Consider the following 26,422-nt stretch of genomic DNA (forward strand, 5'->3'; position numbering starts at 1 on the left):
TTTATTCTATTGGTATCGCATGAACCCCATCGTAATTAATCGGCTTCAACGGAAGCTGGGCTACACTTTTCAGCATCAGGAGTTGTTGCAACAGGCATTAACCCATCGCAGTGCCAGCAGCAAACACAATGAGCGACTCGAATTTCTGGGCGACTCCATTTTAAGTTTTGTTATTGCGAATGCGCTTTATCACCGTTTCCCGCGCGTGGACGAAGGTGATATGAGCCGTATGCGCGCAACGCTGGTACGTGGCAATACGCTTGCCGAAATTGCCCGTGAATTTGAACTGGGTGAGTGCCTGCGACTCGGGCCTGGCGAACTGAAAAGCGGCGGCTTCCGTCGTGAATCTATTCTCGCGGATACCGTCGAAGCGTTAATCGGTGGCGTTTTCCTCGACAGCGATATCCAGACGGTTGAGCAACTGATCCTGAACTGGTATCAGTCGCGTCTGGATGAAATCAGCCCGGGTGATAAACAGAAAGATCCAAAAACCCGTTTGCAGGAGTACCTGCAGGGTCGCCACCTGCCGCTGCCATCCTATCTGGTGGTGCAGGTTCGTGGCGAAGCACACGATCAGGAATTTACCATCCATTGCCAGGTCAGTGGCCTGAGTGAACCGGTGGTTGGCACAGGTTCAAGCCGTCGCAAGGCGGAACAGGCTGCCGCCGAACAGGCGTTAAAAATGCTGGAGCTGGAATGAGCGAAGAAAAGAGTTACTGCGGTTTTATTGCCATCGTCGGACGCCCGAACGTTGGCAAATCGACCCTGCTGAATAATCTGCTGGGTCAGAAAATTTCCATCACCTCCCGTAAGGCGCAGACCACCCGTCACCGTATCGTCGGTATTCATACCGAAGGGGCGTATCAGGCTATTTATGTCGATACCCCGGGTCTGCATATGGAAGAGAAACGCGCCATTAACCGTCTGATGAACAAGGCGGCGAGCAGCTCTATCGGTGACGTTGAGCTGGTGATTTTCGTTGTCGAAGGTACCCGCTGGACGGCCGACGACGAAATGGTGCTGAACAAGCTGCGCGACGGTAAAGTGCCGGTGATCCTGGCGGTCAACAAAGTGGATAACGTGCAGGAAAAAGCCGATCTGCTGCCGCATCTGCAGTGGCTGGGTAGCCAGATGAACTTCCTCGATATCGTTCCGCTCTCTGCCGAGACCGGTCTGAACGTGGATACCATCGCGGGCATCGTGCGTAAGCATCTGCCGGAAGCGATTCATCACTTCCCGGAAGAGTACATCACTGACCGTTCTCAGCGTTTTATGGCGTCTGAAATCATCCGTGAAAAACTGATGCGTTTCCTCGGCGCTGAACTGCCGTACTCCGTGACCGTGGAGATCGAACGTTTCCAGACCAACGAGCGCGGCGGTTACGACATCAACGGGCTGATCCTCGTTGAGCGCGAAGGGCAGAAGAAGATGGTGATTGGCAACAAAGGTGCCAAAATCAAAACCATCGGTATCGAAGCCCGTAAGGACATGCAGGAGATGTTTGAAGCTCCGGTTCACCTGGAACTGTGGGTGAAAGTGAAATCTGGCTGGGCCGATGACGAGCGCGCACTGCGTAGCCTCGGTTACGGCGACGACGTTTAAGTCAAAACAACGTGGATGGATGGCAGCGTGCCTTTGTCCTTCACAGCCGTCCGTGGAGCGAAACCAGCCTGATGCTGGACGTCTTCACGGAAGAGTCAGGCCGCGTGCGCCTTGTTGCCAAAGGCGCACGTTCCAAACGTTCTAACCTGAAGGGCGCTCTGCAACCCTTCACACCCTTGCTGGTTCGCTTTAGCGGGCGTGGGGAAGTCAAAACCCTGCGCAGTGCCGAAGCCGTCTCTCTGGCGCTTCCCCTCTCTGGTATTACGCTGTATAGCGGTCTGTATGTGAACGAGCTGATCACGCGCGTTCTGGAACATGAGACCCGCTTCTCTGAACTCTTTTTCGATTATCTGCACTGCCTGCAAGCACTGGCGGGCGTAACCGGCTCGCCGGAACCGGTGCTGCGCCGCTTTGAACTGGCGTTGCTCGGCCATCTGGGGTACGGCGTCGATTTCCTGCACTGCGCGGGTAGCGGCGAATCCGTCGAAGACACCATGACCTACCGCTATCGTGAAGAGAAGGGCTTTATCGCCAGTGTCGTCATCGACAACAATACCTTTACCGGCCGGGATCTGCGGGCGCTGGCGGAACGCGAGTTTCCCGACGTCAGCACCCTGCGGGCGGCAAAACGCTTTACCCGCATTGCGCTCAAGCCGTATCTTGGTGGCAAGCCCCTTAAGAGCCGCGAATTATTCCGGCAGTTTATGCCGAAGCGTTAACCTCCCCCAGGGTGAGGGCATCACGAACAACGAACCAAAAGAAAACCGAGGATTGTCATGGCTGAATTACTGTTAGGCGTCAACATTGACCACATTGCCACCCTGCGCAACGCGCGCGGCACGGCATATCCTGATCCGGTTCAGGCGGCATTTATCGCCGAGCAGGCGGGGGCCGATGGCATTACCGTTCATCTGCGCGAAGATCGCCGTCATATCACCGACCGCGACGTGCGCATCCTGCGCCAGACCCTGGACACCCGCATGAATCTGGAGATGGCCGTCACCGAAGAGATGCTGGCGATTGCCGTCGAGACCAAACCGCACTTCTGCTGCCTGGTGCCGGAAAAGCGTCAGGAAGTGACTACCGAGGGCGGGCTGGACGTGGCCGGTCAGCTGGATAAGATGCGTGACGCCTGCAAGCGCCTGGCCGATGCCGGGATCCTGGTGTCGCTGTTCATCGATGCTGATGAAGCCCAGATCAAAGCCGCCGCCGACGTGGGCGCGCCGTTTATTGAGATCCACACCGGCTGCTACGCCGATGCCGAAGATGAAGCCACTCAGGCAAAAGAGCTGGATCGCATCGCCAAAGCGGCCACCTGGGCGGCGGGTCTGGGTCTTAAGGTCAATGCCGGTCACGGCCTGACCTACCACAACGTCAAAGCCATTGCCGCTATCCCTGAGATGCACGAGCTGAACATCGGCCATGCGATTATCGGTCGCGCGGTGATGAGTGGCCTGAAAGAGGCGGTGGCCGAGATGAAGCGTCTGATGCTGGAAGCCCGCAAGTAATGGCCATCCTCGGCTTAGGCACGGATATCGTCGAGATCGCCCGGATCGAAGCGGTGATTGCCCGCAGCGGCGATCGCCTTGCCCGCCGGGTGCTCAGCGATAACGAATGGGCCATCTGGGAGACGCACCAGCAGCCGGTGCGTTTTCTTGCCAAACGTTTTGCGGTGAAGGAGGCGGCGGCGAAAGCCTTCGGCACCGGGATCCGCAACGGCCTGGCCTTTAATCAGTTCGAAGTGTTTAACGATGAGCTGGGCAAACCGCGCCTGCGGCTGTGGGGCGAGGCGTTAACGCTGGCGGAAAAGCTGGGTGTGGCGCATATGCACGTTACGCTGGCCGATGAACGCCATTACGCCTGCGCCACGGTGATTATCGAAAGTTAAATCTTATCCGCGTGGTGCATCAGGACAAACTTGTCCCACAGCTGCTCTTCGGATTCAGTATGTGCCGGGTCTTTCAGGATGGTATTGGGGATCGGGCACACCTTCTGGCAGGTTGGCGTCTCGTAATGACCAATACATTCGGTGCAGCGGTCGCTGTTAATCTCATAAATGCTGTCCCCCATCGAAATCGCCTGGTTCGGGCATTCAGGTTCGCACATATCGCAATTGATGCATTTTTTGGTGATTAACAGCGCCATCAGGAAATTCTCAGAAACAACACAAACAGGGCGGGCATTATACGCTCGGTCATTCCCTGCTCAAACCAGTTTTTTTACCAGCGCCTCACTGTGGCGAATGCGTTCCGGAGCCCGCTCCAGATCCTGCTGGACCAGGGCCATAAACAGCAGGTCGGTCAGCATCATCTGCGCGCTGGTGGAGGAGATCGCCGCGCTGCGGGTGGCCTGCTCCTCGGCAATGGTATACAGACAGCGGGTGGCCCGCTGCTGCAGCGCATTGGGGGTAAAGCCGGTGATCGCCAGTATTTTCCCGCCCACGCGCAGGGCTTCATCGGCGGCCAGGTTAATCTCCCGGCGCTCGCCGGTATAGGAGATCGCCAGCAGGAGATCCTCAGGGGCCATCGCCTGTACGGTAGCCAGCAGGGCGTGCATATCCTGTTCGACAATGGCGATCAGGCCAATCTTGTTCAGCTTCCAGCCAAAATTACGCGCCACCAGTCCTGAAGCCCCGATCCCGGTGAGGATCACCCGTCGCGCCGCGTGCAGCATGGCGACGCTTTCCAGCAGTTTCTCTTCACTGTTGACGTCCAGGGTGGCGTGCATCGCCGCCACGTTCTCCTTAATCAACTTTTCACCCACCAGGCGCATCGGGTCGTCGCCGCGGATCTGGTTGTGCACCGGCATGGACTGGGGATTCGGGTTGCTGGCCAGGGCTTCGCTCAGGGCCAGCTTCAGCGCCGGGAAACCTTTAAAACCAATTTTTTGCGCGAATTTAACCACGCTGGACTGGCTCACGCCCGCCTCGCTTGCCAGCTGCTGAGAGCTGAGATGGCGGGCACGATCGGGCTGGGTGAGTAAAAAGTCCGCCAGCTTTTTATCGCTCTGGGCAAAACCCGCGTATCGCTGACGGATACGAATTAAACAGTTCATAAGGACTCCTGGCGAAATGTGATGACTGCAGCAAATGCGAATTCTGCTCGCCTGAATGAATTTTATATTCCATTATAATGCGACTATTATGAATTAAAAATTCTTGAGGCACAAAAATATGAATCTCGGCTCACTGGTTTCAGAATCCCGCAATCCACAAACCCTGGATCTTGACGCGCTCTCCACGCTTGACCTGGTTAATCGCTTTAACCAACAGGATACGCTGGTCGCGCAGGCAGTGAAAGAGACATTGCCTGAGGTGGCGAAAGCCGTGGACGCGGCAGCCGACGCGCTGAAGGCGGGCGGGCGCATCATCTACATGGGGGCGGGTACCAGCGGACGTCTTGGGGTGCTGGACGCTTCAGAATGTCCACCGACCTTTGGCGTACCCCATGGCCTGGTCATTGGCCTGATTGCCGGTGGTCCGGGGGCGCTGCTGAAAGCGGTGGAAGGGGCTGAAGACAGCAAGCAGTTGGGTGAAGAGGATCTTAAAGCCCTCAACCTGACCGCGCAGGATCTGGTGGTCGGGCTGGCGGCTTCCGGGCGCACGCCGTATGTGATTGGCGGTCTCGAGTACGCGAACCAGACCGGCTGCACCACCGTGGCGATCTCCTGTAATCCGGGTTCACCCATTGCCCAGGTCGCGGCGATCGCCATCTCGCCGGTTGTCGGCCCGGAAGCGTTGACCGGCTCCACCCGTCTGAAATCCGGCACCGCGCAAAAGCTGGTGCTGAACATGATCTCCACCGGGGCGATGGTGAAGTTCGGCAAGGTTTACCAGAACCTGATGGTGGACATGAAAGCCACCAACGTGAAGCTCATCGACCGGGCCTGCCGCATGGTGGTAGAAGCCACCGGCACCACGCGCGAAGAGGCGGAAGAGGTCCTGAAACAGACCGGGTACGACGTCAAACCGGCGATCCTGATGATCTTAAGCGGGCTGGATGCCGCGGCGGCGCGCGCCAGACTCGACGCGCATCAGGGATTCTTACGTGCGGCATTAGAAAACTAAAGAGGCGTACATGGAAAAAACAGCAGCGCTCGCCAGCGATATCCTTGCGGGTATAGGCGGAGAGAACAATATCCGGCGTCTGGAAAACTGCATGACGCGGGTGCGGGTGGAAGTCCAGGATGATGACAAGCTCGATCTGGCGCGGCTGAAAAAACTGCCCGGCGTCAGCGGCTACGTAAAGCAGGGGGAGCAGCATCAGCTGATCGTCGGCCCCGGCAAGGCCGCGCAGGTGGTGGATGCCATGCGTTCGCTGATGGGCGGGGCGGTGATGGATGACGCCGAGCGCACCAAAGCGCAGGCGAAGGCCAAATATAAAGCCCCGATGAGCGACGCGCTGCGTCAGCTGGCAAACGTCTTTATTCCGCTGATCCCGGCCTTTATTGCCTCGGGGCTGATCACCGGGATCATCAATATCCTGAAACGTCCGGACATTGTCGGTGACTTCGCGACCCACTACCCAAACCTGCTGGGGATCCTCGGCATTTTCGGCAGCGCGGTCTTTGCCATCATGAACATTCTGGTGGGGGTGAACACCGCCAAAGTATTCGGCGGATCGCTGGCGATGGGCGGGGTAATGGCGGGGATCCTCTCCAGCCCACAGCTAGCCCAAATCACCCTGTTTGGTGAGGCGCTGCAGCCGGGGCGGGGCGGGGTGATCGCCGTGCTGCTGGTGGTGGTGTTGATGTGCTGGATCGAGAAACGGCTACGCAATATCCTGCCGGGCTCGCTGGAGCTTATCTTTAATCCGCTGCTGACTACCTTAATTACCGGCAGCGTGGCGATCATCGCCCTGCAGCCGCTGGGTGGGGTGATCTCGGAATCTATCGCCCACGGGGCCTCCTGGGCTATCGATCGCGGGGGATTCCTGGTGGGCGGGGTTCTTTCGGGCACCTTCCTGCCGCTGGTGTTGACCGGCTTACATCAGGGCCTGGTGCCGATCCACGTTGAGCTGGTGCAGGCCCATGGTTATAACGCACTGCTGCCTATTCTGGCGATGGCGGGTGTCGGGCAGATCGGCGCGGCGATAGCGGTGCTGATGAAAACCCGCAATGAACGTCTGAAGAAGGTGATCAAAGGGGCGCTGCCGGTCGGGCTGCTGGGGATCGGTGAACCGCTGATCTTCGGTGTCACCCTGCCGCTGGGCAAGCCGTTTATCGGGGCCTGTCTTGGCGGTGCGGTCGGCGGGGCGCTGATCAGTTACTGGAAAGTAGCGACCGTTATCACCTTTGGTATTTCCGGATTACCGCTGGCATTAACCATCGTGACCGGAAAAGTCATGCTCTATCTGTTAGGCTATCTGGTAGCGGTGATCGCCGGGTTCCTGTTTACCTGGCTGTTAGGGTTCAACGATCCAGAGGAGTAAGGTTTGGCCAATCACGAGCGTCGCGTAGTCTTTTTTGATCTGGACGGAACGCTGCATCAGCAGGATATGTTCGGCACCTTTATGCGCTATTTACTGCGCCGACAGCCCCTGAATGCCCTGCTCGTGTTACCCCTGCTACCCATCATCGGCGGCGCGTTGCTGGTAAAAGGCCGCGCCGCCCGCTGGCCGATGAGCCTGCTGCTGTGGGGCTGCACCTTCGGCCACAGCGAAGCGCGACTCAGACAGCTGGAGAAAGAGTTTGTCAGCTGGTTTCGCGGGCATGTCACCGCCTTCCCGGTGGTGCAGGAGCGGCTCACCAACTACCTCAACGCCAACGATGCCGACATCTGGCTGATCACCGGCTCGCCGCAGTCGCTGGTGGAGCAGGTCTATTTCGATACCCCCTGGCTGCCGCGCGTTAACCTGATTGCTACCCAGATGGGGCGCGCTTATGGTGGCTGGGTGCTGACCATGCGCTGCCTCGGCCACGAGAAGGTGGTACAGCTGGAGAAGAAAATCGGCACCCCGCTGCGGCTCTACAGCGGCTACAGCGACAGCAAGCAGGACAACCCCCTTCTCTACTTCTGCCAGCACCGCTGGCGCGTCACGCCCCTGGGCGAACTTCAGCAACTGGAATGATTTTGTGATTATGCATAGCGGGTGTGTATAATGCGCCCGCTTTTCAGACTGGAGTATGCTGCGTTGTCCGAACCTGAACTTAATCATGAATACTGGATGCGCCATGCGCTCCAGCTTGCCAAACGTGCCTGGGAAGAGGGTGAAGTCCCGGTGGGCGCCGTGCTGGTCCACAATAACCAGGTGATTGGCGAAGGCTGGAACCGCCCGATTGGGCGACACGACCCGACCGCCCATGCCGAAATCATGGCCCTGCGCCAGGGCGGGCTGGTGCTGCAAAACTATCGCCTGCTCGACACCACCCTCTATGTCACCCTCGAACCCTGCGTCATGTGCTCCGGCGCGATGATCCACAGCCGCATCGGCACGGTAGTGTTTGGCGCGAAGGATGAAAAAACCGGGGCGGCAGGTTCGCTGCTGGACGTGCTCAGACATCCCGGCATGAACCACCAGGTTAATGTCGTGGGCGGGGTGCTGGCACCAGCGTGTTCGGCGATGCTAAGTGACTTCTTTCGAATGCGGCGTCAGCAGAAAAAGCGACAAAAGGCAGAATCGACGTCATCGGGCGAGTAAGCTCATCCGGCGATACCACCGGATAACTTTGCGCCAGCTGCTGCTGCGCTATCGCCTCTCGCTCTTTCTCCAGCAGATACCCCTCCAGGCTGATCTGGTATTTGCGGATATTCTCCACGTAGGCGTACGCCTCGTGGCCGCGCGCGTAGCCATAGGTTAACTTGTCGTAATACGGCTTCTGGCTCAACAGCGGCAGGCGCTGTTTAACGTCTGACCAGCTGTCGGGATTACCTTTGGTTTTAGCCGTCAGGGCGCGGGCGTCGATCATATGGGCGTATCCCATGTTGTAGGCCGCCAGTGCAAACCAGATCCGCTCCTCTTCCGGCACCGTCTCCGGCACCTTCGCCATCATATCCTGCAGATAACGTGCGCCACCGCTGATGCTCTGTTCGGCATCGGTGCGGTCGGTCAGGCCCAGGCTCTGGGCGGTATTTTTGGTCAGCATCATCAGACCGCGCACGCCGGTGGGGGAGGTGGCCTGCGCGTCCCAGTGCGACTCCTGATACGAGATGGCGGCCAGCAGACGCCAGTCAATCTCCTGGGCGTACTTCTCAAACAGCGGCTGCAGGTCCGGCAGGACGTTATCCACGGCGCGCAGGAAGCTGCGGGTATCGACATAGTCGAAGTCATCCCCGTGGCCGAGGTATTTCTCCTCCAGACGCGCCAGGGTGCCGTCCTCATTCATCCCGTTGAAGAAATCGAGCATGGCGGCAGAGAGCGTCTGATCGTCATCGAGGGGGCTGAACCAGGTGACGGGCTGTTCGTCAGTGACGTCCAGCGCCACCGCCAGCTCCGGGTGGACACGCTGGAACAGGCTGATAGCAACCGAGTCAGCGATGGTGTAGGGCAATTTGCCGTCGGTGACCTGCTCCAGCAGCGCCGTGGTGCCCAGTTTCTCATCCACCGTCCAGTTGAGGTTAGGGTACTTCTTTTCTTTCAGCGCCCGCAGGTCGTCAATCACCACATGCCCCGGGGCGACGGTGAGCTGCTCAGCGCTGAGGTTGGCAAGGGTGCGCGGGCGCAGGCTGCCGACGCGGTAGACCAGCTGCTGCGACACGGAGTAGTAGGTGGGGCCTGGCTGATAGTTCTTGCTGCGCTCGCTGTTATAGACCAGACCGGCGGCCAGCATATCGGCATCGCCATTATCCAGATCGTCGAACAACTGGCTGATGTTCTGGCGTACGGTGATTTTGAGCTTTACGCCCAGGTAGTCGGCAAAGTGCTGCGCCAGTTCGTAGTCCAGTCCAGTCACTTTGTCGTTGATCGCGCTGTAAGTTAACGGCGAGGAGAGGGTACTGACGCGCAGCTCCCCCCGCGCCTGGATAGCGGCGATACGGTTTTCGGCTTTGCCGAACCAGGGGATTGAGGGCCAGAGGGCCACTGCCAGCAGCAACGTCACTATGCCGATGAACAGATAATTAATCTTTAATTTTTTCAATAAGTTGATTCTATGAGCTGTGTATTATTCTGGTTTATAGTCGCCACAGTAAAAACAGGTATTACCAAAGATTTCGCGGCATTTTGCGCAAAGTAACGCCACTTGGCAACTTATTAGCGGGAAAGGCAACACCAATGGTTAAATGGCGACATCGATTTTATTACGACGCAAACGGTTTCGTCGGCGCGCAGGATCCACTATAATGGCGCCCGTTTTCCCCCCTTGCGCACACTGTAAGCGCCTCCGGCGCTTCGAAGACGAGAGACTTATGATGGAAATTCTGCGTGGTTCGCCTGCACTGTCTGCCTTCCGTATCAACAAACTGCTGGCACGTTTTCAGGCAGCCGACCTTCCGGTAAGCAATATTTACGCTGAGTATGTCCATTTTGCTGACCTGAATGCTCCCTTAACGGCAGAGGATTTAGTCCGGCTTGAGCGCCTGCTGAAGTACGGCCCAAGCCTGAGCAGCCATACCCCGAACGGTAAACTTCTGCTGGTTACGCCTCGTCCGGGCACCATCTCCCCCTGGTCTTCTAAAGCAACCGACATCGCCCGTAACTGTGGTCTGAACCAGATTGACCGTCTGGAGCGCGGCGTGGCGTATTACGTTGAAGCCTCCACCCTGACCGACGCCCAGTGGGCCCTTGTGGCAGCCGAACTGCACGACCGCATGATGGAGAGCGTGTTTGCCTCTCTGGATGATGCGCAGCAGCTCTTCTCCCACCACCAGCCTGCGCCGGTACAGAGCGTGGATCTGCTGGGTGAAGGCCGTCAGGCGCTGATTGACGCCAACCTGCGTCTGGGCCTGGCGCTGGCCGACGATGAAATCGACTACCTGCAGGACGCGTTCGTTAAGCTGAACCGCAACCCGAACGACATCGAACTCTATATGTTCGCCCAGGCCAACTCCGAGCACTGCCGCCACAAAATCTTTAACGCCGACTGGATTATCGACGGCGAGCAACAGCCGAAGTCGCTGTTCAAAATGATCAAAAACACCATGGAGAAAACCCCTGACCACGTGCTGTCTGCCTATAAAGACAACGCCGCGGTGATGGAAGGTTCCGAGGTGGGCCGCTTCTTCGCCGATCGCGAAGCAGGGCGCTATGACTTCCACCAGGAGCCTGCGCATATCCTGATGAAAGTCGAAACCCACAACCACCCGACGGCCATCTCCCCGTGGCCGGGTGCGGCGACCGGCTCCGGCGGCGAAATCCGTGACGAAGGGGCAACCGGTCGTGGGGCTAAACCCAAAGCGGGTCTGGTGGGCTTCTCCGTCTCCAACCTGCGTATCCCGGGCTTCGAGCAGCCGTGGGAAGAAGATTTCGGCAAGCCAGAGCGTATTGTTACCGCCCTGGACATCATGACCGACGGCCCGCTGGGCGGCGCGGCATTTAACAACGAATTTGGTCGTCCGGCCCTGAACGGTTACTTCCGTACCTACGAAGAGAAAGTGGAGAGCCACAACGGCGAAGAGCTGCGCGGCTACCACAAACCAATCATGCTGGCGGGTGGGATCGGCAACATTCGTGCCGATCACGTGCAGAAAGGCGAGATCGTCGTCGGCGCGAAACTGATCGTCCTCGGCGGTCCGGCGATGAACATCGGCCTGGGCGGCGGGGCGGCCTCTTCGATGGCCTCCGGTCAGTCCGATGCGGATCTCGATTTCGCCTCCGTACAGCGCGACAACCCGGAGATGGAGCGCCGTTGCCAGGAAGTGATCGACCGCTGCTGGCAGCTGGGCGATGCCAACCCGATCCTGTTTATTCACGACGTGGGCGCGGGCGGTCTGTCGAACGCCATGCCGGAGCTGGTCAGCGATGGCAACCGCGGCGGACGCTTCAACCTGCGCGACATCCTGAGCGATGAGCCGGGCATGAGCCCGCTGGAGATCTGGTGTAACGAATCCCAGGAGCGCTACGTGCTGGCCGTTGCCCCGGACCAGTTGCCGCTGTTCGACGAGCTGTGCCGCCGCGAGCGCGCGCCGTATGCGGTAATCGGTGAAGCCACCGAAGAGATGCACCTCTCCCTGAGCGATACCCACTTCGACAACCAGCCAATCGATCTGCCGCTGGACGTGCTGCTGGGCAAAACGCCGAAGATGACCCGCGACGTCCAGACCCGCAAAGCCAGCGGCAAAGCGCTTGATTTGCAGGGTGTGACCGTTGCCGAGGCGGTAAACCGGGTGCTGCATCTGCCGGCCGTGGCGGAAAAGACCTTCCTGGTGACCATCGGTGACCGCACCGTGACCGGTATGGTTGCCCGCGATCAGATGGTTGGCCCGTGGCAGGTACCGGTAGCCAACTGCGCGGTGACCACCGCCAGCCTCGACAGCTACTACGGTGAAGCGATGGCGCTGGGCGAACGTTCTCCGGTTGCCCTGCTGGACTTTGCCGCCTCTGCCCGTCTGGCAGTGGGGGAGGCGCTGACCAACATCGCCGCCACCCAGATTGGCGACATCAAACGCATCAAGCTCTCCGCTAACTGGATGGCCGCAGCCGGTCACCCGGGCGAAGATGCTGGCCTGTACGAAGCCGTAAAAGCGGTAGGTGAAGAGCTCTGTCCGGCGCTGGGCCTGACCATTCCGGTGGGCAAAGACTCCATGTCGATGAAAACCCGCTGGCAGGAAGGCAGCGAGCAGCGCGAGATGACTTCGCCGCTGTCGCTGGTGATCACCGCCTTCGCCCGTGTGGAAGATGTGCGTCATACCATCACGCCGCAGCTTTCTACCGAAGATAACGCCCTGCTGCTGATCGACCTGGGTAAAGGTCATAACGCGCTGGGTGCCACCGCGCTGGCGCAGGTTTATCGCCAGCTGGGTGATAAGGCCGCTGACGTGCGCGACGTGGCGCAGCTGAAGGGCTTCTATGACGCCATCCAGGCGCTGGTGGCTCAACGCAAACTGCTGGCCTACCACGACCGTTCCGACGGCGGTCTGCTGGTCACTCTGGCCGAGATGGCCTTCACCGGCCACTGCGGCGTGGAAGCCAACATTGCCAGCCTGGGCGACGATCGTCTGGCGGCGCTGTTCAACGAAGAGCTGGGTGCCGTTATTCAGGTGCGTGCAGCGGATCGCGAAGCGGTGGAAGCGCTGCTGGCCCAGCACGGTCTGGGCGACTGCGTGCACTACCTGGGTAAAGCGGTGACCGGGGATCGCTTTGTTATTGAAGCCAACGGTCAGGCCGTCTTTGCCGAAAGCCGCTCCACGCTGCGCATGTGGTGGGCGGAAACCACCTGGCAGATGCAGCGTCTGCGCGATAACCCGGCGTGCGCCGATCAGGAGCACGAGGCAAAAGCCAACGACAACGATCCGGGCCTGAACGTGAAGCTGTCGTTCGACATCAACGAAGACATCGCTGCGCCATACATTGCGAAGAGTGCCCGTCCAAAAGTGGCCGTTCTGCGCGAGCAGGGCGTCAACTCCCACGTTGAGATGGCGGCTGCCTTCCACCGTGCGGGCTTCGATGCCATCGACGTCCACATGAGCGACCTGCTGGCAGGCCGTACCGGTCTGGCCGATTTCCAGGCGCTGGTGGCGTGCGGCGGCTTCTCCTACGGCGACGTGCTGGGAGCGGGTGAGGGCTGGGCAAAATCCATCCTCTTCAACGACCGCGTCCGTGACGAGTTTGAAACCTTCTTCCACCGTCCGCAGACCCTGGCCCTTGGCGTCTGTAACGGCTGCCAGATGATGTCCAACCTGCGCGAGTTGATCCCGGGCAGCGAGGCCTGGCCGCGCTTTGTGCGTAACCAGTCCGACCGCTTCGAAGCGCGTTTCAGCCTGGTGGAAGTGACCCAGAGCCCGTCTCTGCTGCTGCAGGGGATGGTGGGATCGCAGATGCCTATCGCCGTGTCTCACGGTGAAGGGCAGGTTGAAGTGCGTAACGCCGCGCACCTGGCGGAGCTGGAGAGCAAAGGCCTGGTGGCGCTGCGCTTTGTCGATAACTTCGGTAAAGTGACGCAGACCTACCCGGCGAACCCGAACGGCTCAGCCAACGGGATCACGGCGGTGACCAGCGAAAGCGGTCGCGTTACGGTGATGATGCCGCACCCTGAGCGCGTGTTCCGCACCGTCAGCAACTCCTGGCACCCGGAGAACTGGGGCGAGGACAGCCCGTGGATGCGTATCTTCCGCAACGCGCGTAAGCAGTTGGGTTAAGCGATCGTTGTTGTGCCCGGTGGCGCTTCGCTTACCGGGCCTGGAAAGGCCGGGCAAAAGCAGTGCCTTCCGGTATTTCCCCGGTGTCGCAAATATGCGACACGCCTCACATAGTGATGTCGCCAATTGGCGACATTTAACTTATTGATTTTACTAGACCCATTAATAACCCATCCAGGGTGTTGCTAATAAGCGACAGATAGCCTGAAAACCATTCCGCCAGCAACTACCGCTGAATGCTGTAAAATTTCATATAAATTAACAATTTAATATTTTTATTTGCAATATGGCACATCTGTTGCATAATAATAACCAGTGGCTCATTCACCCTCTTATGTCAGCCCCTTCGGGACGCGCTACATAAACTTCGAATGACGCACAAAAAGGTGCCTGCCGTCCAACTACTGATCATAGCGTTGCTTTATCAGACCCAGGGCGAAACGTCGAGTTAGGCACCGCCTCATTCCATAACAAAGCCGGGTTTTTAACCCGGCTTTGTTGTATCTGAAGGGTTGTCCAGCTAGCATCCTCTTACCCCCTCGTAACAGAGAGTAATGCGTTGAAACGCTGGCCTGTTTTCCCTCGCTCCTTGCGACAGTTAGTCATGATGGCATTCCTGCTGATCCTGCTGCCTCTGCTGGTTCTGGCCTGGCAGGCATGGCAGAGCCTGAATGCCCTCAGCGCCCAGGCGGCGCTCACCAACCGCACCACCCTGATTGATGCCCGCCGCAGCGAGGCGATGACCAACGCTGCGCTGGAGATGGAGCGCAGCTACCGCCAGTATTGCGTGCTCGACGACAGAACCCTGGCGCGGGTGTATCAGGATCAGCGTAAGCGCTACAGCGAAATGCTCGATGCCCATGCGGGCGTGCTGCCGGACGATAAGCTCTATCAGGCCTTACGCCAGGATATCAATGCGCTGGCGCAGCTCCAGTGCCTTAATAGCGGCCCCGATGCGATGTCTGCCATGCGGCTGGAGGCCTTCGCTAACGCCAATACCGAGATGGTGCAGGCGACCCGGGCGGTGATCTTCTCCCGCGGGCAGCAGCTCCAGCAGGAGATTGCCGAGCGCGGCCAGTTCTTCGGCTGGCAGGCGCTGGTGCTGTTCCTGGTCAGCCTGGTCCTGGTTTTGCTCTTCACCCGCATGATTATCGGCCCGGTGAAGGGTATCGAGCGGATGATCAACCGGCTGGGGGAGGGGCGCTCGCTGGGCAATACCGTGGTCTTTACCGGACCGCGCGAGTTGCGCTCGGTTGGGCAACGCATCATCTGGCTCTCAGAGCGGCTGGCGTGGCTCGAATCCCAGCGCCACCAGTTTCTGCGCCACATCTCCCACGAACTGAAAACCCCCCTTGCCAGCATGCGCGAGGGCACCGAGCTGCTGGCCGACGAGGTCGCCGGGCCGCTGACGCCGGAGCAGGGGGAGATTGTCGAGATCCTCGACGCCAGCAGCCGCAATCTGCAAAAGCTGATCGAGCAGCTGCTCGACTACAACCGCAAGCTGGCCGACGGCATACCCGAGCTGGAGCGCGTGGAGCTGGCCCCGCTGGTGGATATGGTGCTCTCTGCCCACAGCCTGCCTGCACGGGCTAAAATGATGCATACTGAAGTGGCGCTCTCGACGCCCGCCTGTTTAGCTGAGCCCATGCTGCTGATGAGCGTGCTGGATAATCTTTATTCCAACGCGGTGCACTATGGCATTGAATCCGGTACCATTTATGTTCGCAGTTTTACGCGCGGCTCGCGAGTCTGTATCGATGTCGCCAACACCGGAAACCCGATCCCCGACGATGAAAAAACGATGATCTTCGAACCCTTTTTCCAGGGGAGCCATCAACGTAAAGGGGCGGTTAAGGGAAGCGGTCTGGGGCTGAGCATCGCCCGCGACTGCATTCGTCGTATGCAGGGAGAACTTAATCTTGTCAATGACGACCGTACCGATGTCTGTTTTCGCATCGAACTGCCGCTTGAGTCGGAAAAATCACTGAAATGAATCTAAGTCTGGTGAGTATGTCACACGTCTTTTCCCGCGCCATTAGCGCGGTCTTTTCCGGCCACTTTATCCGCCTGAGCCTTCCCTGCCTGCTGCTGGCCGGCTGCGTCACCCACGCGCCTACGCCTGCCATCAGCGACAAGCAGGATGAAAAATTGCCTGAACATCAGCTGGCGGACTTCCTCTCTACGGACTGCAATAATATCTGGCAGCTGCACGGTCAGGAGACCGACAGTAACCCGCTCTACTGGCTGCGCGGCATGGACTGCGCGGATCGCCTCTCACCCGCCGCCGCGCGCGCGGAGGCCCGGGGTTGGACCGATGACACCTGGCAGGAGAGCTTCAAACGCGGGATCCTGCTGGCCAATGCCAAAATTAACCCGGTGGAGCGGCGGGTGTTGACTACCCGGCTGGATGCCCTGAGCCCGCAGATCCCTGCCCAGTTGCGCCCGCTGTATCAGCTCTGGCGACACGGGCAGGTGCTGCAGCTGCAGCTGGCGGAGGAGCGTTCCCGCTACGGCAAGTTACAGCAGACGACCGACGGTGAGCTGGATACCCTGCGCCAGCAGCAGCAATATTTACGTTCGCAGCTGGACACTACCACCCGGAAGCTGGAAAACCTGACCGATATTGAACGGCAGCTCTCCACCCGCAAGCCGGTGAGTAACTATCTGCCGGATGCGCCGAAGAGTACAACCCCGGCCGCCGATGGCGATGGGGCACCGGACAGCGATACCCCGAAACAAGAGGAGGTAAAGCCATGACAAGCCGAAAACCTGCGCATCTTTTGCTGGTGGATGATGACCCCGGCTTGCTGAAGCTGCTGGGCATGCGTCTGGTGAGCGAGGGCTACAGCGTGGTCACCGCCGAAAGCGGCCAGGAAGGGCTGAAGGTGCTGGGGCGCGAGAAGGTCGATCTGGTGATCAGCGACCTGCGGATGGATGAAATGGACGGCATGCAGTTGTTCACCGAGATCCAGAAGCTGCAACCCGGCATGCCGGTGATCATCCTCACCGCCCACGGATCGATCCCGGATGCGGTGGCAGCCACCCAGCAGGGGGTCTTCAGCTTCCTCACCAAGCCGGTGGACAAAGACGCGCTCTACAAAGCGATTGACGATGCGCTGGAGCACGCCGCGCCATCCGGGGATGAGACGTGGCGGGAGACCATTGTCACCCGTAGCCCGATCATGCTGCGGCTGCTGGAGCAGGCGCGGATGGTGGCCCAGTCCGATGTCAGCGTGCTGATTAACGGCCAGAGCGGCACCGGGAAAGAGATCCTCGCCCAGGCGATCCACAATGCCAGCCCGCGCGGCAAAAACGCCTTTATCGCCATCAACTGCGGGGCGCTGCCGGAACAACTGCTCGAATCTGAACTGTTTGGTCATGCGCGCGGAGCCTTTACCGGCGCGGTCAGCAGTCGGGAAGGACTGTTCCAGGCCGCGGAAGGCGGGACCCTGTTCCTCGATGAAATTGGCGATATGCCTGCGCCACTGCAGGTCAAACTGCTGCGCGTGCTGCAGGAGCGTAAGGTCAGGCCGCTCGGCAGCAACCGCGATATCGACATCAACGTGCGCATTATCTCCGCCACCCACCGGGATCTGCCCAAGGCGATGGCGCGCAACGAGTTCCGTGAAGACCTCTTCTATCGCCTCAATGTGGTCAACCTGAAGATCCCCGCGCTGGCGGAGCGGGCGGAAGATATTCCGCTGCTGGCGACCCAGCTGTTGCGCCAGTCTGCCGAGCGGCACAAGCCATTTGTACGGGCCTTTTCCACCGACGCCATGAAGCGGCTGATGACCGCCAGCTGGCCCGGCAACGTGCGCCAGCTGGTGAACGTGATTGAACAATGCGTGGCGCTCACCTCCTCGCCGGTGATCAGCGATGCGCTGGTGGAGCAGGCGCTGGAAGGGGAGAACACCGCCTTGCCGACCTTCGTCGAGGCCCGCAACCAGTTTGAGCTCAACTATCTGCGTAAGTTACTGCAGATCACCAAGGGCAACGTCACCCATGCCGCGCGGATGGCCGGACGTAACCGCACCGAGTTTTATAAGCTGCTGTCGCGCCATGAGCTGGAAGCAAACGATTTTAAAGAGTGATGCGCTAAAAGCCGTCTGAATATGATACTGTGAGCAACCGATTACGAGGCAGCTGACAGGCATAAGTTTAAGGACCACCATGAAAAAGATTGATGCGATAATTAAACCTTTCAAACTGGATGATGTGCGCGAAGCGCTGGCGGAAGTCGGCATCACCGGCATGACGGTGACAGAGGTGAAAGGCTTTGGTCGTCAGAAGGGCCACACTGAACTGTACCGTGGCGCGGAATACATGGTTGATTTCCTGCCGAAGGTAAAAATTGAAATCGTGGTGTCGGACGACATCGTGGAGACCTGCGTGGATACCATCATCCGCACCGCACAGACCGGCAAAATCGGTGACGGCAAAATCTTCGTCTTTGACGTGGCGCGCGTGATCCGTATCCGTACCGGCGAAGAAGACGACGCCGCGATTTAACAGCGCCAACGGTTTTGTAGGCCGGGTAAGGCGCAGCCGCCACCCGGCGAAAAAAAAGCCCCTCGAACGAGGGGCTTTTTCATTACAGCACCTTATGCGGGCCGAAACATTCGTAGTGAATGTTGTCTTTGTTCACGCCCAGCTCAACCAACTGTGCCGCGGCATACTGCATAAACGCCACCGGGCCACAAACGTAGAACTGCATTTCCGGGGCGTGGAACTGCGCTTTGTGCTGGCTTAACGCCATCAGACCTTCGCTGTCGAAGCGGGCTGCGGCACGGTCGTCGTCCGTTGGCAGGCGATACCAGGTATGGGCGGTAAAGTGCGGCAGACCGGCAGCCAGGGCTTTCACTTCATCAGAAAAGGCATGCACTTCGCCATTCTCTGCGGCGTGGAACCAGTTCACCTGGGCCTGATGCTGCGATTTCGCCAGGGTATCCAGCATCGCCAGCATCGGAGTCTGGCCGACACCGGCGGAGATCAGCGTCACCGGGGTGTGCGCATCGACAGCCATAAAGAAATCGCCCGCCGGTGCGGCCAGATGTACCACGTCACCGACCTTGGCTTCGTCGTGCAGCCAGGTCGAGACCTGTCCGCCTTCCTCGCGTTTTACCGCAATGCGATAGCCTTTACCGTTTGGTTTGCGGGTCAGGGAGTACTGGCGGATCTCCTGATGCGGGAAGCCTTCCGGTTTCAGCCACACGCCCAGATACTGACCCGGCTGGTAATCGGCAACCGGCTGGCCGTCGACCGGCTCAAATTCAAAGCTGGTGATAAGCGCGCTGCGCGGGGTTTTCTCCACGATGCGGAAGGCGCGGGTGCCTTCCCAGCCGCCGTTCTTGCTGGCGTTTTCGCTGTAGATCTGCGCTTCACGATTAATAAAGACATTGGCCAGCACGCCGTAGGCTTTGCCCCACGCGTCCAGTACCTCCTGGCCCGGGCTGAACATCTCATCCAGGGTCGCCAGCAGATGGCCACCAACAATGTTGTACTGCTCGGGTTTGATCTGGAAGCTGGTATGTTTCTGCGCGATTTTTTCCACCGCAGGCAGCAGCGCCGGCAGGTTCTCAATGTTGCTGGCATACGCGGCAATGGCGTTGAATAACGCTTCGCGCTGGTCGCCGTTACGCTGGTTGCTCATGTTGAAAATCTCTTTGAGCTCCGGGTTATGGGCGAACATGCGGTCGTAAAAATGGGCGGTGAGTTTAGGGCCGGTTTCGACCAGCAGGGGGATAGTGGCTTTAACGGTCGCGATGGTTTGTGCGTCTAACATAGCAGCTTCCTTCAGATGTTACTTTAATGATGTATTTTATATGCATCTTATAAAAAATAACCCTGCGTTGTAAATGGTTCTTTGCAACCTGGATTAACTGCATCACAAACCTGAAAAGAAATCCGTTTTGCCGGGTGAGAGCGTTATTGCTCAAACCCTTGCGTGGCGGGTAGGTAAACGTTTGCGTAAAATCGTTTGTCAAGACCTGTTATCACACTGCTAATCAGTTATACTGTTGCCCGTCGTCCAACTGGACCGCCTTTTTCAGGCAAAAATTTACTTGTTAGCTGAGTCAGGAGATGCGGATGTTAAAGCGTGAAATGAACATTGCCGATTATGATGCCGAACTGTGGCAGGCTATGGAGCAGGAAAAAGTACGTCAGGAAGAGCACATCGAACTGATCGCCTCCGAAAACTACACCAGTCCGCGCGTTATGCAGGCGCAGGGCTCTCAGCTGACCAACAAATACGCTGAAGGTTACCCGGGCAAGCGCTACTACGGCGGTTGCGAATACGTTGATATCGTTGAGCAGCTGGCGATCGATCGTGCCAAAGAGCTGTTTGGCGCTGACTACGCGAACGTGCAGCCGCACTCTGGCTCTCAGGCTAACTTCGCGGTCTACACCGCGCTGCTGCAGCCGGGCGACACCGTGCTGGGTATGAACCTGGCGCAGGGCGGCCACCTGACTCACGGCTCTCCGGTTAACTTCTCCGGCAAACTGTACAACATCATCCCTTACGGTATTGATGAGACCGGCAAAATTGACTACGAAGACATGGCTAAGCAGGCCAAAGAGCACAAACCGAAGATGATCATCGGTGGCTTCTCTGCTTACTCCGGCGTGGTTGACTGGGCCAAAATGCGTGAAATCGCCGACAGCATCGGCGCATACCTGTTCGTCGACATGGCGCACGTTGCCGGTCTGATCGCCGCAGGCGTTTACCCGAACCCGGTTCCGCATGCTCACGTGGTCACCACCACGACCCACAAAACCCTGGCAGGTCCACGCGGTGGCTTGATCCTGGCGAAGGGCGGCGACGAAGATCTGTATAAGAAACTGAACTCTGCCGTGTTCCCAAGCGCGCAGGGCGGCCCGCTGATGCACGTGATCGCGGCGAAAGCCGTGGCGCTGAAAGAAGCGATGGAGCCTGAGTTCAAGGTTTATCAGCAGCAGGTTGCTAAGAACGCCAAAGCGATGGTGGAAGTGTTCCTGAACCGTGGCTACAAAGTGGTCTCCGGCGGCACTGAAAACCACCTGTTCCTGCTGGATCTGGTAGATAAAAACCTGACCGGTAAAGAAGCTGACGCTGCCCTGGGCCGCGCCAACATCACCGTCAACAAGAACAGCGTACCAAACGATCCGAAGAGCCCGTTCGTGACCTCCGGTATCCGTATCGGTTCTCCGGCTGTCACTCGCCGCGGCTTTAAAGAAGCGGAAGTGAAAGAGCTGGCTGGCTGGATGTGTGACGTGCTGGACAACATCAATGACGAAGCCGTTATCGAACGCGTGAAGGCCAAAGTGCTGGATATCTGCGCGCGCTTCCCGGTTTACGCATAATTCTGCTTAGCAGAACAAAAAGGCCGCGCATGCGGCCTTTTTTTATGGCTAACGCCGGTCGATGGAGATCGCCCCCGGCCCGGCGACCGCCAGCAGAAGAAATCCGCCAGCGATGCTGATGTTCTTGAAGAAGTTAATCATGTTGGGCATTACCGCGTCGCCGCTCATATCCCAGTAGTGGTGACCAATCACCGCCGTACCCAGGGTATAAAAGACGAACAGCACCGCCAGCGGACGGGTGAAAAAGCCGAGCACGATCAGAATGGCAGCGGGCACTTCCATGATCACCGCCACAATGGCCGCCAGCATCGGCATCGGGGCGCCCAGCTTCGCCATATATTGCACCGTGCCGTCAAAACCGAACATTTTTGGCACACCGAAAATAATAAACAGGGCGATGAGTGCGAGACGGGCGATCAACAGGATCAGCGCCCGGGACTGACCAAAATCGAAATACCGTAGTGTGTTCATGGCAGGCTCGCTATGGGTGGGATTTATCTTAAAGCTAATACACAAAATGCCGGCCCGCCATTCAGCTTTTCTTCATAAATCAGGCATCAGACTGATGTAAATTTGCGCAACTGCGGCATCTCCCCGTCAGCCTGCCGCAAGCGCATCCTCCACAAACAGATAACCGATCCCGACGATCTGCTGCTGCCGCGTCAGCCCGCCAAAGGCGATTTCCGTTTGCCGGTTTCGCACCGCATCTCCGTGATCGAAGGGGGTAAAGCCAATCTGGCGATTAATGGTCTGCAGCCAGCGTTCGCCAAAGGCACAGCTGCGGCCATAGAACCAGATTTGGTTGATGTTGAGGATGTTGAGCAAGTTGTAGAGCGTCAGGCCGATGGCGTTGGCGGCCTCGTCTGCCCAGCGCTGAATATTTGCGTCACCCTGACGCCAGGCGTCCAGCAGTTGCAGGCTGGTGAGGCTATCCGGGTCGAGACTCAGGGAGCCGGGCTGGGATTTCAGCCACAGCCGGGCCTGTTTTTTGAGAGCTGACAGGGAGGCGACCGTCTCCAGACAGCCGTATCGCCCGCAGGCGCAGGCCACGCCGTCGCGATCGAAAATGGTGTGACCAATCTGCCCGCTGCCGTTCAGCGTCCCGCGGTAGACCTGCCCGTTAATGACGAACGAGGAGCCGATACCGTAATCGACGTTAATTACGCAAAAATCGTCGCGGTTGGCCGGGTTTTGCCATTTCTCCGCCAGGGCCAGCATCACGCAGTCGTTATCCACCATCACCGTGATGCCCAGCTTCTCTTCCAGCAGATACTTAATCTCAATCGGTTTTTTCCAGGGGGCCTGGGGCATGATCTGGGATACCCCGGTGGCGGTATCCACCTGTCCGTGGATCCCGAGGGCCAGATTGATCCGCTGCCCCGGCCAGCGTTTACGCTGCTGCTGCCACAGGCTTTCGATGGCCTGCAACAGCGCCTCTGGGGTACGGGCGTTGACGTCGGTCCAGGTAAAATCCCCCTGCGGCACCATGCGTCCGTCGATCAGCTGGCTCTCTATGCTGGTGGGGCTGACATTCATGCAGAGTATGAGTGGGCCCGCATCGGGGATCTGATAATGGCCGCTGTTCATCCCCCGGGTGCTGAGGTTTTCACTGGAGTGCCCCAGCTTTTTATCGGCTACCAGCTCATCCAGAATTTTACTGACGGCGGGGATCGACAGCCCGGTGTGCTGGGCCAGCTGCGATTTGCTCAGGCGCTGGTAGCGCCAGATAAGCGCCATGATCGTGCGTCGGTTATGCTGCCGCACCCGCTGGTTGTTCAGACCGGCAATCTGCATTTCACTAAACTCCGTTAATTGTATTGCGTGAGCATTACGCAATCAGCGCGCTGAATTCCTCTCTACACTGCCATCTTATCGCTTTTTACTGTTATTTGTTTACTGGAGAGTGAATATGTCTGGAGCAGTGAAGGTCTGGCGGGAGACCGTCGCATTACCGACGTGGACCACCGGCGCAGAAGATACCAACCCGATGTTCCTTGAGAAACGCGTGTACCAGGGCTCCTCCGGTGCGGTCTACCCCTACGGCGTAACCGATACCCTGACCGGGATCCGCGAGATGCGCGATTACCAGGCGGTGTGGATGGAAAACGACTTCATCCGCATCATGCTGCTGCCGGAACTGGGGGGACGTATTCATCGGGCGTATGACAAAGTCCAGGCGCGTGATTTCGTCTACTACAACGAAGTGGTGAAACCGGCGCTGGTGGGTCTGCTTGGGCCGTGGATCTCCGGCGGGATCGAATTTAACTGGCCGCAGCACCATCGCCCGACCACCTTTATGCCGGTTGACGTGACCATCCAGCCTCAGGAGAGCGGGGCGCAGACCGTCTGGCTGGGCGAGGCCGAGCCAATGCGCGGCCTGCAGGTGATGACCGGCTTTACGCTCTACCCGGACCGGGCGTTGATTGAGATCACCGGTAAAGTCTTCAACGGCAACGCCACCCCGCGCCACTTCCTGTGGTGGGCCAACCCGGCGGTGAAGGGCGGGGACGATCATCAGAGCGTCTTCCCGCCGGACGTTACGGCGGTGTTTGACCACGGCAAGCGCGCCGTGTCGGCCTTCCCGATCGCCACCGGCACCTACTATAAGGTCGACTACTCGGCGGGCGTGGATATCTCGCGCTACAAAAACGTGCCGGTCCCCACCTCCTACATGGCGGAAAAATCGGACTATGACTTTGTCGGCGCCTACCATCACGGTGAGCGGGGCGGCCTGCTGCACGTGGCCGATCACCACGTTTCCCCAGGTAAAAAGCAGTGGTCCTGGGGCCATGACGATTTCGGCCGCGCCTGGGATCGCAATCTGACCGATGAAAACGGCCCTTATATAGAGCTGATGACCGGCGTCTTCACTGACAACCAGCCGGATTTCACTTGGCTTGCCCCTTATGAAGAGAAGATCTTCGTGCAGAACTTCCTGCCCTACAGCGAGCTGGGGCAGGTGCATAACGCCAACACGCAGCTGGCCCTTAAGCTGGAACGCCGTGAGCAGCAGCTGCACCTTGGCCTCTATGCCATCGCCCCGCTTCAGGACCTGCACCTGGAACTGACCGCAGATGGCAAGCCGGTGTGGGAGACGTCGCTGACCCTGATGCCGGGCGAAAGCTGGCAGCAGGCGCTGGCGGACGCGTGGCCGCAGCGCTTAACCCTGCGGGTAAAAGACACTGCGGGCCGTATCCTATTGCACTACCAGGAGCATATCGCCGAAGAGACCCCGCTGCCGGACCCGGCCACCGCGCCCGCCATGCCCGAAGCCATCAGCAACAGCGACGAGCTCTATTTTATTGGTCAGCATCTGGAGCAGTACAACCACGCCAGCCGCTATGCGGAGGATTACTATCGCCGCGCGCTGGCGCTGGATGCCCACGACTATCGCAACAATGTGGCGCTGGGCACCCTGGCGCTGAACCGCGCCGACTGGGGGCTGGCGCAGCGCTGTGCCGAAGCCGCGCTGGTGCGGGCCCATAAGCTGAACAAGAACCCGCGCGATGGCGAAGCCAGCCAGCTGCTGGCAACGGCGCTGGAGCGGCAGGGGGATGACGATGCCGCCTGGGATCACTACTACAAAGCCTCGTGGAGCGGAAACTGCCGCGATGCCGCGTTCTGGTCGCTGGCGCGGCTGGCGATGACGCGCGGAAACGCGGCTGACGCGCTGGAAAAAGTGGATGTCAGCCTCGGCATCAATGCCAGCAACAATCTGGCGATGGGGCTCAAAGCGCTGGCCCTGGCTGAGCTTGAGGGCCAAAGCACCGCGCTGGCGTACATTGCAAGCTGCCTGCAAAACCATCCCCTCAGCTATGTTCTGCACTACGCCCGCTGGGCGATTGGCCGGGACGAGGCCGCGCGTGACCAGCTGCTACAGGTCACCGGCCGCCGCGGGGCCAACGCCTGCGTGCTGGCGGGCTGGTTAACCTCGATGGGCATGCGCGACGCCGCCCGCGAGATGCTGGATCTGCTCGACAGCCAGGAGACCTTGCCCCAACTCTGGCGGGCAGCCTTAAGCGACGAACCCGCCATCCGTGCCCGCTACATTGCCGCCGCGCGCCGCTGTGAGGCCAATCGGGTGCGTTTCCCGAACGCGCTGGATGAAGTGCAGATGCTGCAAACCCTGCAGGATGATCCTTTCGCTCGTTATCTGCTGGGCTGCTTCTGGTACAGCAAACGCCGCTACGACGATGCGGTGCGGTGCTGGCAAACCACCCTCGAGCAGGAGCCGCAGTTTGCACCGGCGCACCGCCTGCTGGGGATCTACGCCTGGAACAAAGAGCACAATCTGGCGCGGGCTCAGCAGCATCTGCAACGCGCCGTGGCGCTGGAGCCCGACAACCCGCGCTTCCTGTTTGAGCTCGATTATCTGCAAAAACTCACCGGCCAGCCGGTGGCGAAACGCCTCGCCCTGCTCACCGAGCGGCAGGCCGTGGCGCTGAAGCGCGATGACCTTACTGCGGAGCTGTTAAGTTTGTGGAACGCCTCCGGGCGCTATGACGCGGCGGCGCAGGTGCTGCAGGCGCGCCAGTTCCATCCGTGGGAAGGCGGCGAAGGCAAGGTGACCGGGCAATATCTGCTTAACCAGCAGCATCGCGCGTTACAGCACATCGCCCGGGGTGAGTTCCACGAGGCAATTGCCCTGCTGCAGGCGGCGCTGCGCTATCCGCACAACCTGGGGGAGGGGCGTCTGCCGGGGCAGACCGATAACGATATCTGGTATCTGCTGGGCTACTGCCACGCCTGCGGCGATGCCCATGACGAGGCCCGGCGCTGCTTTGCCCGGGCGGCGCAGGGGGGCTCGACCCTCGATGCCGGGCGCTACTACAACGATCAGCCGGCGGATTACCTGTTCTGGCAGGGCATGGCCCTGCGCCAGCTGGACGACAGCGCGGCGGCGGAGCGCCACTTCCAGGGGTTCCTGGCCTGGGCGCAGACCCATCGCGATGAGGTTCCGGAGGCGGATTTCTTTGCGGTCTCGCTGCCGGATCTGGTGGTGCTGGATACCCCAGCCGGTCTTCAGCATCAGCAGCACTGCCTGTTTATTGAGGCGCTGGGTCATGCGGGACTGGGCGACAGTGCAGCCTGCAAACGCCAGCTGGGTGCCCTGCTGGCCCTGAACCCGGCCCATGATAAAGCGCACCTGATCCAGCATGCGCAGGCCACCGGCATTTTTTAATTAACTGACCCGGCGGGTGGGGCGACCCACCCGTTAACCCTCTGTACCCTGCGTTTCCCTTAAAG

The 26,422-nt window shown here is 59.2% G+C and carries 22 protein-coding genes; 16 read left to right on the plus strand and 6 right to left on the minus strand.

All coding sequences use genetic code 11. From position 1 onward, the window contains the following. Positions 1–19: 19 nt before the first annotated feature. From rnc to acpS, 5 genes are read left to right on the plus strand one after another with little or no spacing between them, the layout of a single operon-like run. The gene (gene rnc / locus WFO70_RS00115; protein ID WP_032613175.1) at positions 20–700 is read left to right on the plus strand and encodes a ribonuclease III; all 681 of its coding nucleotides are present in this window, start codon (positions 20–22) and stop codon (positions 698–700) included. Then, positions 697–1,602, plus strand: coding sequence for a GTPase Era (era, locus tag WFO70_RS00120; RefSeq protein WP_337013901.1), 906 nt, complete (start codon positions 697–699; stop codon positions 1,600–1,602). The genes rnc and era overlap by 4 nt, the downstream gene beginning before the upstream one ends. Before the next feature lie 11 nt (positions 1,603–1,613). Further along, entirely contained in the window at positions 1,614–2,321 is a 708-nt protein-coding gene (gene recO, locus WFO70_RS00125; protein WP_337013903.1) for a DNA repair protein RecO, read from the plus strand. A gap of 57 nt (positions 2,322–2,378) precedes the next feature. Further along, complete coding sequence (gene pdxJ, locus WFO70_RS00130; RefSeq protein WP_337013905.1) at positions 2,379–3,110, plus strand: pyridoxine 5'-phosphate synthase; 732 nt, start codon at positions 2,379–2,381, stop codon at positions 3,108–3,110. Next, on the plus strand, positions 3,110–3,490 hold the full coding sequence (gene acpS / locus WFO70_RS00135; RefSeq protein ID WP_337013907.1) for a holo-ACP synthase: 381 nt from the start codon (positions 3,110–3,112) through the stop codon (positions 3,488–3,490). The genes pdxJ and acpS overlap by 1 nt, the downstream gene beginning before the upstream one ends. Here the strand turns inward: acpS and WFO70_RS00140 are convergent. Next, the gene (locus tag WFO70_RS00140; protein ID WP_337013909.1) at positions 3,487–3,747 is read right to left on the minus strand and encodes a YfhL family 4Fe-4S dicluster ferredoxin; all 261 of its coding nucleotides are present in this window, start codon (positions 3,745–3,747) and stop codon (positions 3,487–3,489) included. The genes acpS and WFO70_RS00140 overlap by 4 nt on opposite strands. Positions 3,748–3,807: 60 nt before the next feature. Continuing rightward, positions 3,808–4,656, minus strand: coding sequence for a MurR/RpiR family transcriptional regulator (locus WFO70_RS00145; RefSeq protein ID WP_333854999.1), 849 nt, complete (start codon positions 4,654–4,656; stop codon positions 3,808–3,810). 118 nt (positions 4,657–4,774) lie between these two features. On the opposite strand from WFO70_RS00145, the gene murQ reads away from it, so the two are divergent. Genes murQ through tadA form a run of 4 tightly spaced genes read left to right on the plus strand, consistent with a single transcriptional unit; the run spans position 4,775 to position 8,240 of the window. Beyond that, a complete protein-coding gene (gene murQ / locus WFO70_RS00150) occupies positions 4,775–5,668 on the plus strand; it encodes an N-acetylmuramic acid 6-phosphate etherase (protein WP_337013913.1) in 894 nt (297 codons plus the stop codon). Positions 5,669–5,678: 10 nt separating this feature from the next. After that, the gene (locus WFO70_RS00155; RefSeq protein WP_337013915.1) at positions 5,679–7,031 is read left to right on the plus strand and encodes a PTS transporter subunit EIIC; all 1,353 of its coding nucleotides are present in this window, start codon (positions 5,679–5,681) and stop codon (positions 7,029–7,031) included. Between the two features lie 3 nt (positions 7,032–7,034). After that, positions 7,035–7,670, plus strand: a complete 636-nt coding sequence (gene yfhb / locus WFO70_RS00160; protein ID WP_337013917.1) for a phosphatidylglycerophosphatase C — start codon at positions 7,035–7,037, stop codon at positions 7,668–7,670. Positions 7,671–7,700: 30 nt separating this feature from the next. Continuing rightward, positions 7,701–8,240: a tRNA adenosine(34) deaminase TadA gene (gene tadA / locus WFO70_RS00165; protein WP_337013919.1), complete on the plus strand. Its 540-nt coding sequence runs from the start codon at positions 7,701–7,703 to the stop codon at positions 8,238–8,240. Here tadA and mltF read toward each other — a convergent pair. After that, entirely contained in the window at positions 8,122–9,678 is a 1,557-nt protein-coding gene (gene mltF, locus WFO70_RS00170) for a membrane-bound lytic murein transglycosylase MltF (protein ID WP_337013921.1), read from the minus strand. The genes tadA and mltF overlap by 119 nt on opposite strands. 268 nt (positions 9,679–9,946) lie before the next feature. Here mltF and purL point away from each other — a divergent pair, with 268 nt between their 5' ends. The 5 genes from purL (at position 9,947) to glnB (ending at position 18,343) form a co-directional block, all read left to right on the plus strand. Next, complete coding sequence (gene purL, locus WFO70_RS00175; RefSeq protein ID WP_337013922.1) at positions 9,947–13,834, plus strand: phosphoribosylformylglycinamidine synthase; 3,888 nt, start codon at positions 9,947–9,949, stop codon at positions 13,832–13,834. A gap of 559 nt (positions 13,835–14,393) precedes the next feature. Further along, on the plus strand, positions 14,394–15,827 hold the full coding sequence (gene qseE / locus WFO70_RS00180; protein ID WP_337013924.1) for a two component system sensor histidine kinase QseE/GlrK: 1,434 nt from the start codon (positions 14,394–14,396) through the stop codon (positions 15,825–15,827). After that, positions 15,824–16,591, plus strand: coding sequence for a two-component system QseEF-associated lipoprotein QseG (gene qseG, locus WFO70_RS00185; RefSeq protein ID WP_337013926.1), 768 nt, complete (start codon positions 15,824–15,826; stop codon positions 16,589–16,591). Before qseE ends, qseG begins: the two co-directional genes overlap by 4 nt. After that, positions 16,588–17,925, plus strand: coding sequence for a two-component system response regulator GlrR (gene glrR / locus WFO70_RS00190; RefSeq protein WP_337013928.1), 1,338 nt, complete (start codon positions 16,588–16,590; stop codon positions 17,923–17,925). Before qseG ends, glrR begins: the two co-directional genes overlap by 4 nt. A gap of 79 nt (positions 17,926–18,004) precedes the next feature. Next, on the plus strand, positions 18,005–18,343 hold the full coding sequence (glnB, locus tag WFO70_RS00195) for a nitrogen regulatory protein P-II (protein WP_032613150.1): 339 nt from the start codon (positions 18,005–18,007) through the stop codon (positions 18,341–18,343). 82 nt (positions 18,344–18,425) lie between these two features. On the opposite strand, the gene hmpA is transcribed toward glnB, so the two are convergent. Then, positions 18,426–19,616, minus strand: coding sequence for an NO-inducible flavohemoprotein (gene hmpA / locus WFO70_RS00200; RefSeq protein ID WP_337013929.1), 1,191 nt, complete (start codon positions 19,614–19,616; stop codon positions 18,426–18,428). A gap of 305 nt (positions 19,617–19,921) precedes the next feature. On the opposite strand from hmpA, the gene glyA reads away from it, so the two are divergent. Beyond that, on the plus strand, positions 19,922–21,175 hold the full coding sequence (gene glyA, locus WFO70_RS00205; RefSeq protein ID WP_333854979.1) for a serine hydroxymethyltransferase: 1,254 nt from the start codon (positions 19,922–19,924) through the stop codon (positions 21,173–21,175). Positions 21,176–21,223: 48 nt separating this feature from the next. Here the strand turns inward: glyA and WFO70_RS00210 are convergent, their stop codons facing one another. Both WFO70_RS00210 and WFO70_RS00215 read right to left on the minus strand, forming a co-directional pair. Continuing rightward, positions 21,224–21,646 carry a DoxX family protein gene (locus tag WFO70_RS00210; protein ID WP_337013932.1) on the minus strand — a complete coding sequence of 141 codons (423 nt, stop codon included), beginning with the start codon at positions 21,644–21,646 and terminating at the stop codon, positions 21,224–21,226. A gap of 126 nt (positions 21,647–21,772) precedes the next feature. Next, positions 21,773–22,969, minus strand: coding sequence for an ROK family protein (locus tag WFO70_RS00215; RefSeq protein WP_337013933.1), 1,197 nt, complete (start codon positions 22,967–22,969; stop codon positions 21,773–21,775). A gap of 115 nt (positions 22,970–23,084) precedes the next feature. Here WFO70_RS00215 and WFO70_RS00220 point away from each other — a divergent pair, with 115 nt between their 5' ends. Then, positions 23,085–26,357: a DUF5107 domain-containing protein gene (locus WFO70_RS00220; RefSeq protein WP_337013934.1), complete on the plus strand. Its 3,273-nt coding sequence runs from the start codon at positions 23,085–23,087 to the stop codon at positions 26,355–26,357. The last annotated feature ends 65 nt before the right edge of the window (positions 26,358–26,422 follow it).

Origin of the sequence: Leclercia sp. AS011 (genome assembly GCF_037152535.1) — a bacterium.
Classification (GTDB): Bacteria; Pseudomonadota; Gammaproteobacteria; order Enterobacterales; family Enterobacteriaceae; genus Enterobacter.

Bases quoted from the DNA above. Each gene is read 5' to 3' on its own strand.
- rnc (WP_032613175.1), top strand. From the start codon at position 20: ATGAACCCCATCGTAATTAATCGGCTTCAACGGAAGCTGGGCTACACT.
- era (WP_337013901.1), top strand. From the start codon at position 697: ATGAGCGAAGAAAAGAGTTACTGCGGTTTTATTGCCATCGTCGGACGC.
- pdxJ (WP_337013905.1), top strand. From the start codon at position 2,379: ATGGCTGAATTACTGTTAGGCGTCAACATTGACCACATTGCCACCCTG.
- acpS (WP_337013907.1), top strand. From the start codon at position 3,110: ATGGCCATCCTCGGCTTAGGCACGGATATCGTCGAGATCGCCCGGATC.
- WFO70_RS00140 (WP_337013909.1), bottom strand. From the start codon at position 3,747: ATGGCGCTGTTAATCACCAAAAAATGCATCAATTGCGATATGTGCGAA.
- WFO70_RS00145 (WP_333854999.1), bottom strand. From the start codon at position 4,656: ATGAACTGTTTAATTCGTATCCGTCAGCGATACGCGGGTTTTGCCCAG.
- murQ (WP_337013913.1), top strand. From the start codon at position 4,775: ATGAATCTCGGCTCACTGGTTTCAGAATCCCGCAATCCACAAACCCTG.
- WFO70_RS00155 (WP_337013915.1), top strand. From the start codon at position 5,679: ATGGAAAAAACAGCAGCGCTCGCCAGCGATATCCTTGCGGGTATAGGC.
- tadA (WP_337013919.1), top strand. From the start codon at position 7,701: ATGCGCCCGCTTTTCAGACTGGAGTATGCTGCGTTGTCCGAACCTGAA.
- purL (WP_337013922.1), top strand. From the start codon at position 9,947: ATGATGGAAATTCTGCGTGGTTCGCCTGCACTGTCTGCCTTCCGTATC.
- qseG (WP_337013926.1), top strand. From the start codon at position 15,824: ATGAATCTAAGTCTGGTGAGTATGTCACACGTCTTTTCCCGCGCCATT.
- glrR (WP_337013928.1), top strand. From the start codon at position 16,588: ATGACAAGCCGAAAACCTGCGCATCTTTTGCTGGTGGATGATGACCCC.
- glnB (WP_032613150.1), top strand. From the start codon at position 18,005: ATGAAAAAGATTGATGCGATAATTAAACCTTTCAAACTGGATGATGTG.
- hmpA (WP_337013929.1), bottom strand. From the start codon at position 19,616: ATGTTAGACGCACAAACCATCGCGACCGTTAAAGCCACTATCCCCCTG.
- glyA (WP_333854979.1), top strand. From the start codon at position 19,922: ATGTTAAAGCGTGAAATGAACATTGCCGATTATGATGCCGAACTGTGG.
- WFO70_RS00210 (WP_337013932.1), bottom strand. From the start codon at position 21,646: ATGAACACACTACGGTATTTCGATTTTGGTCAGTCCCGGGCGCTGATC.
- WFO70_RS00215 (WP_337013933.1), bottom strand. From the start codon at position 22,969: ATGCAGATTGCCGGTCTGAACAACCAGCGGGTGCGGCAGCATAACCGA.
- WFO70_RS00220 (WP_337013934.1), top strand. From the start codon at position 23,085: ATGTCTGGAGCAGTGAAGGTCTGGCGGGAGACCGTCGCATTACCGACG.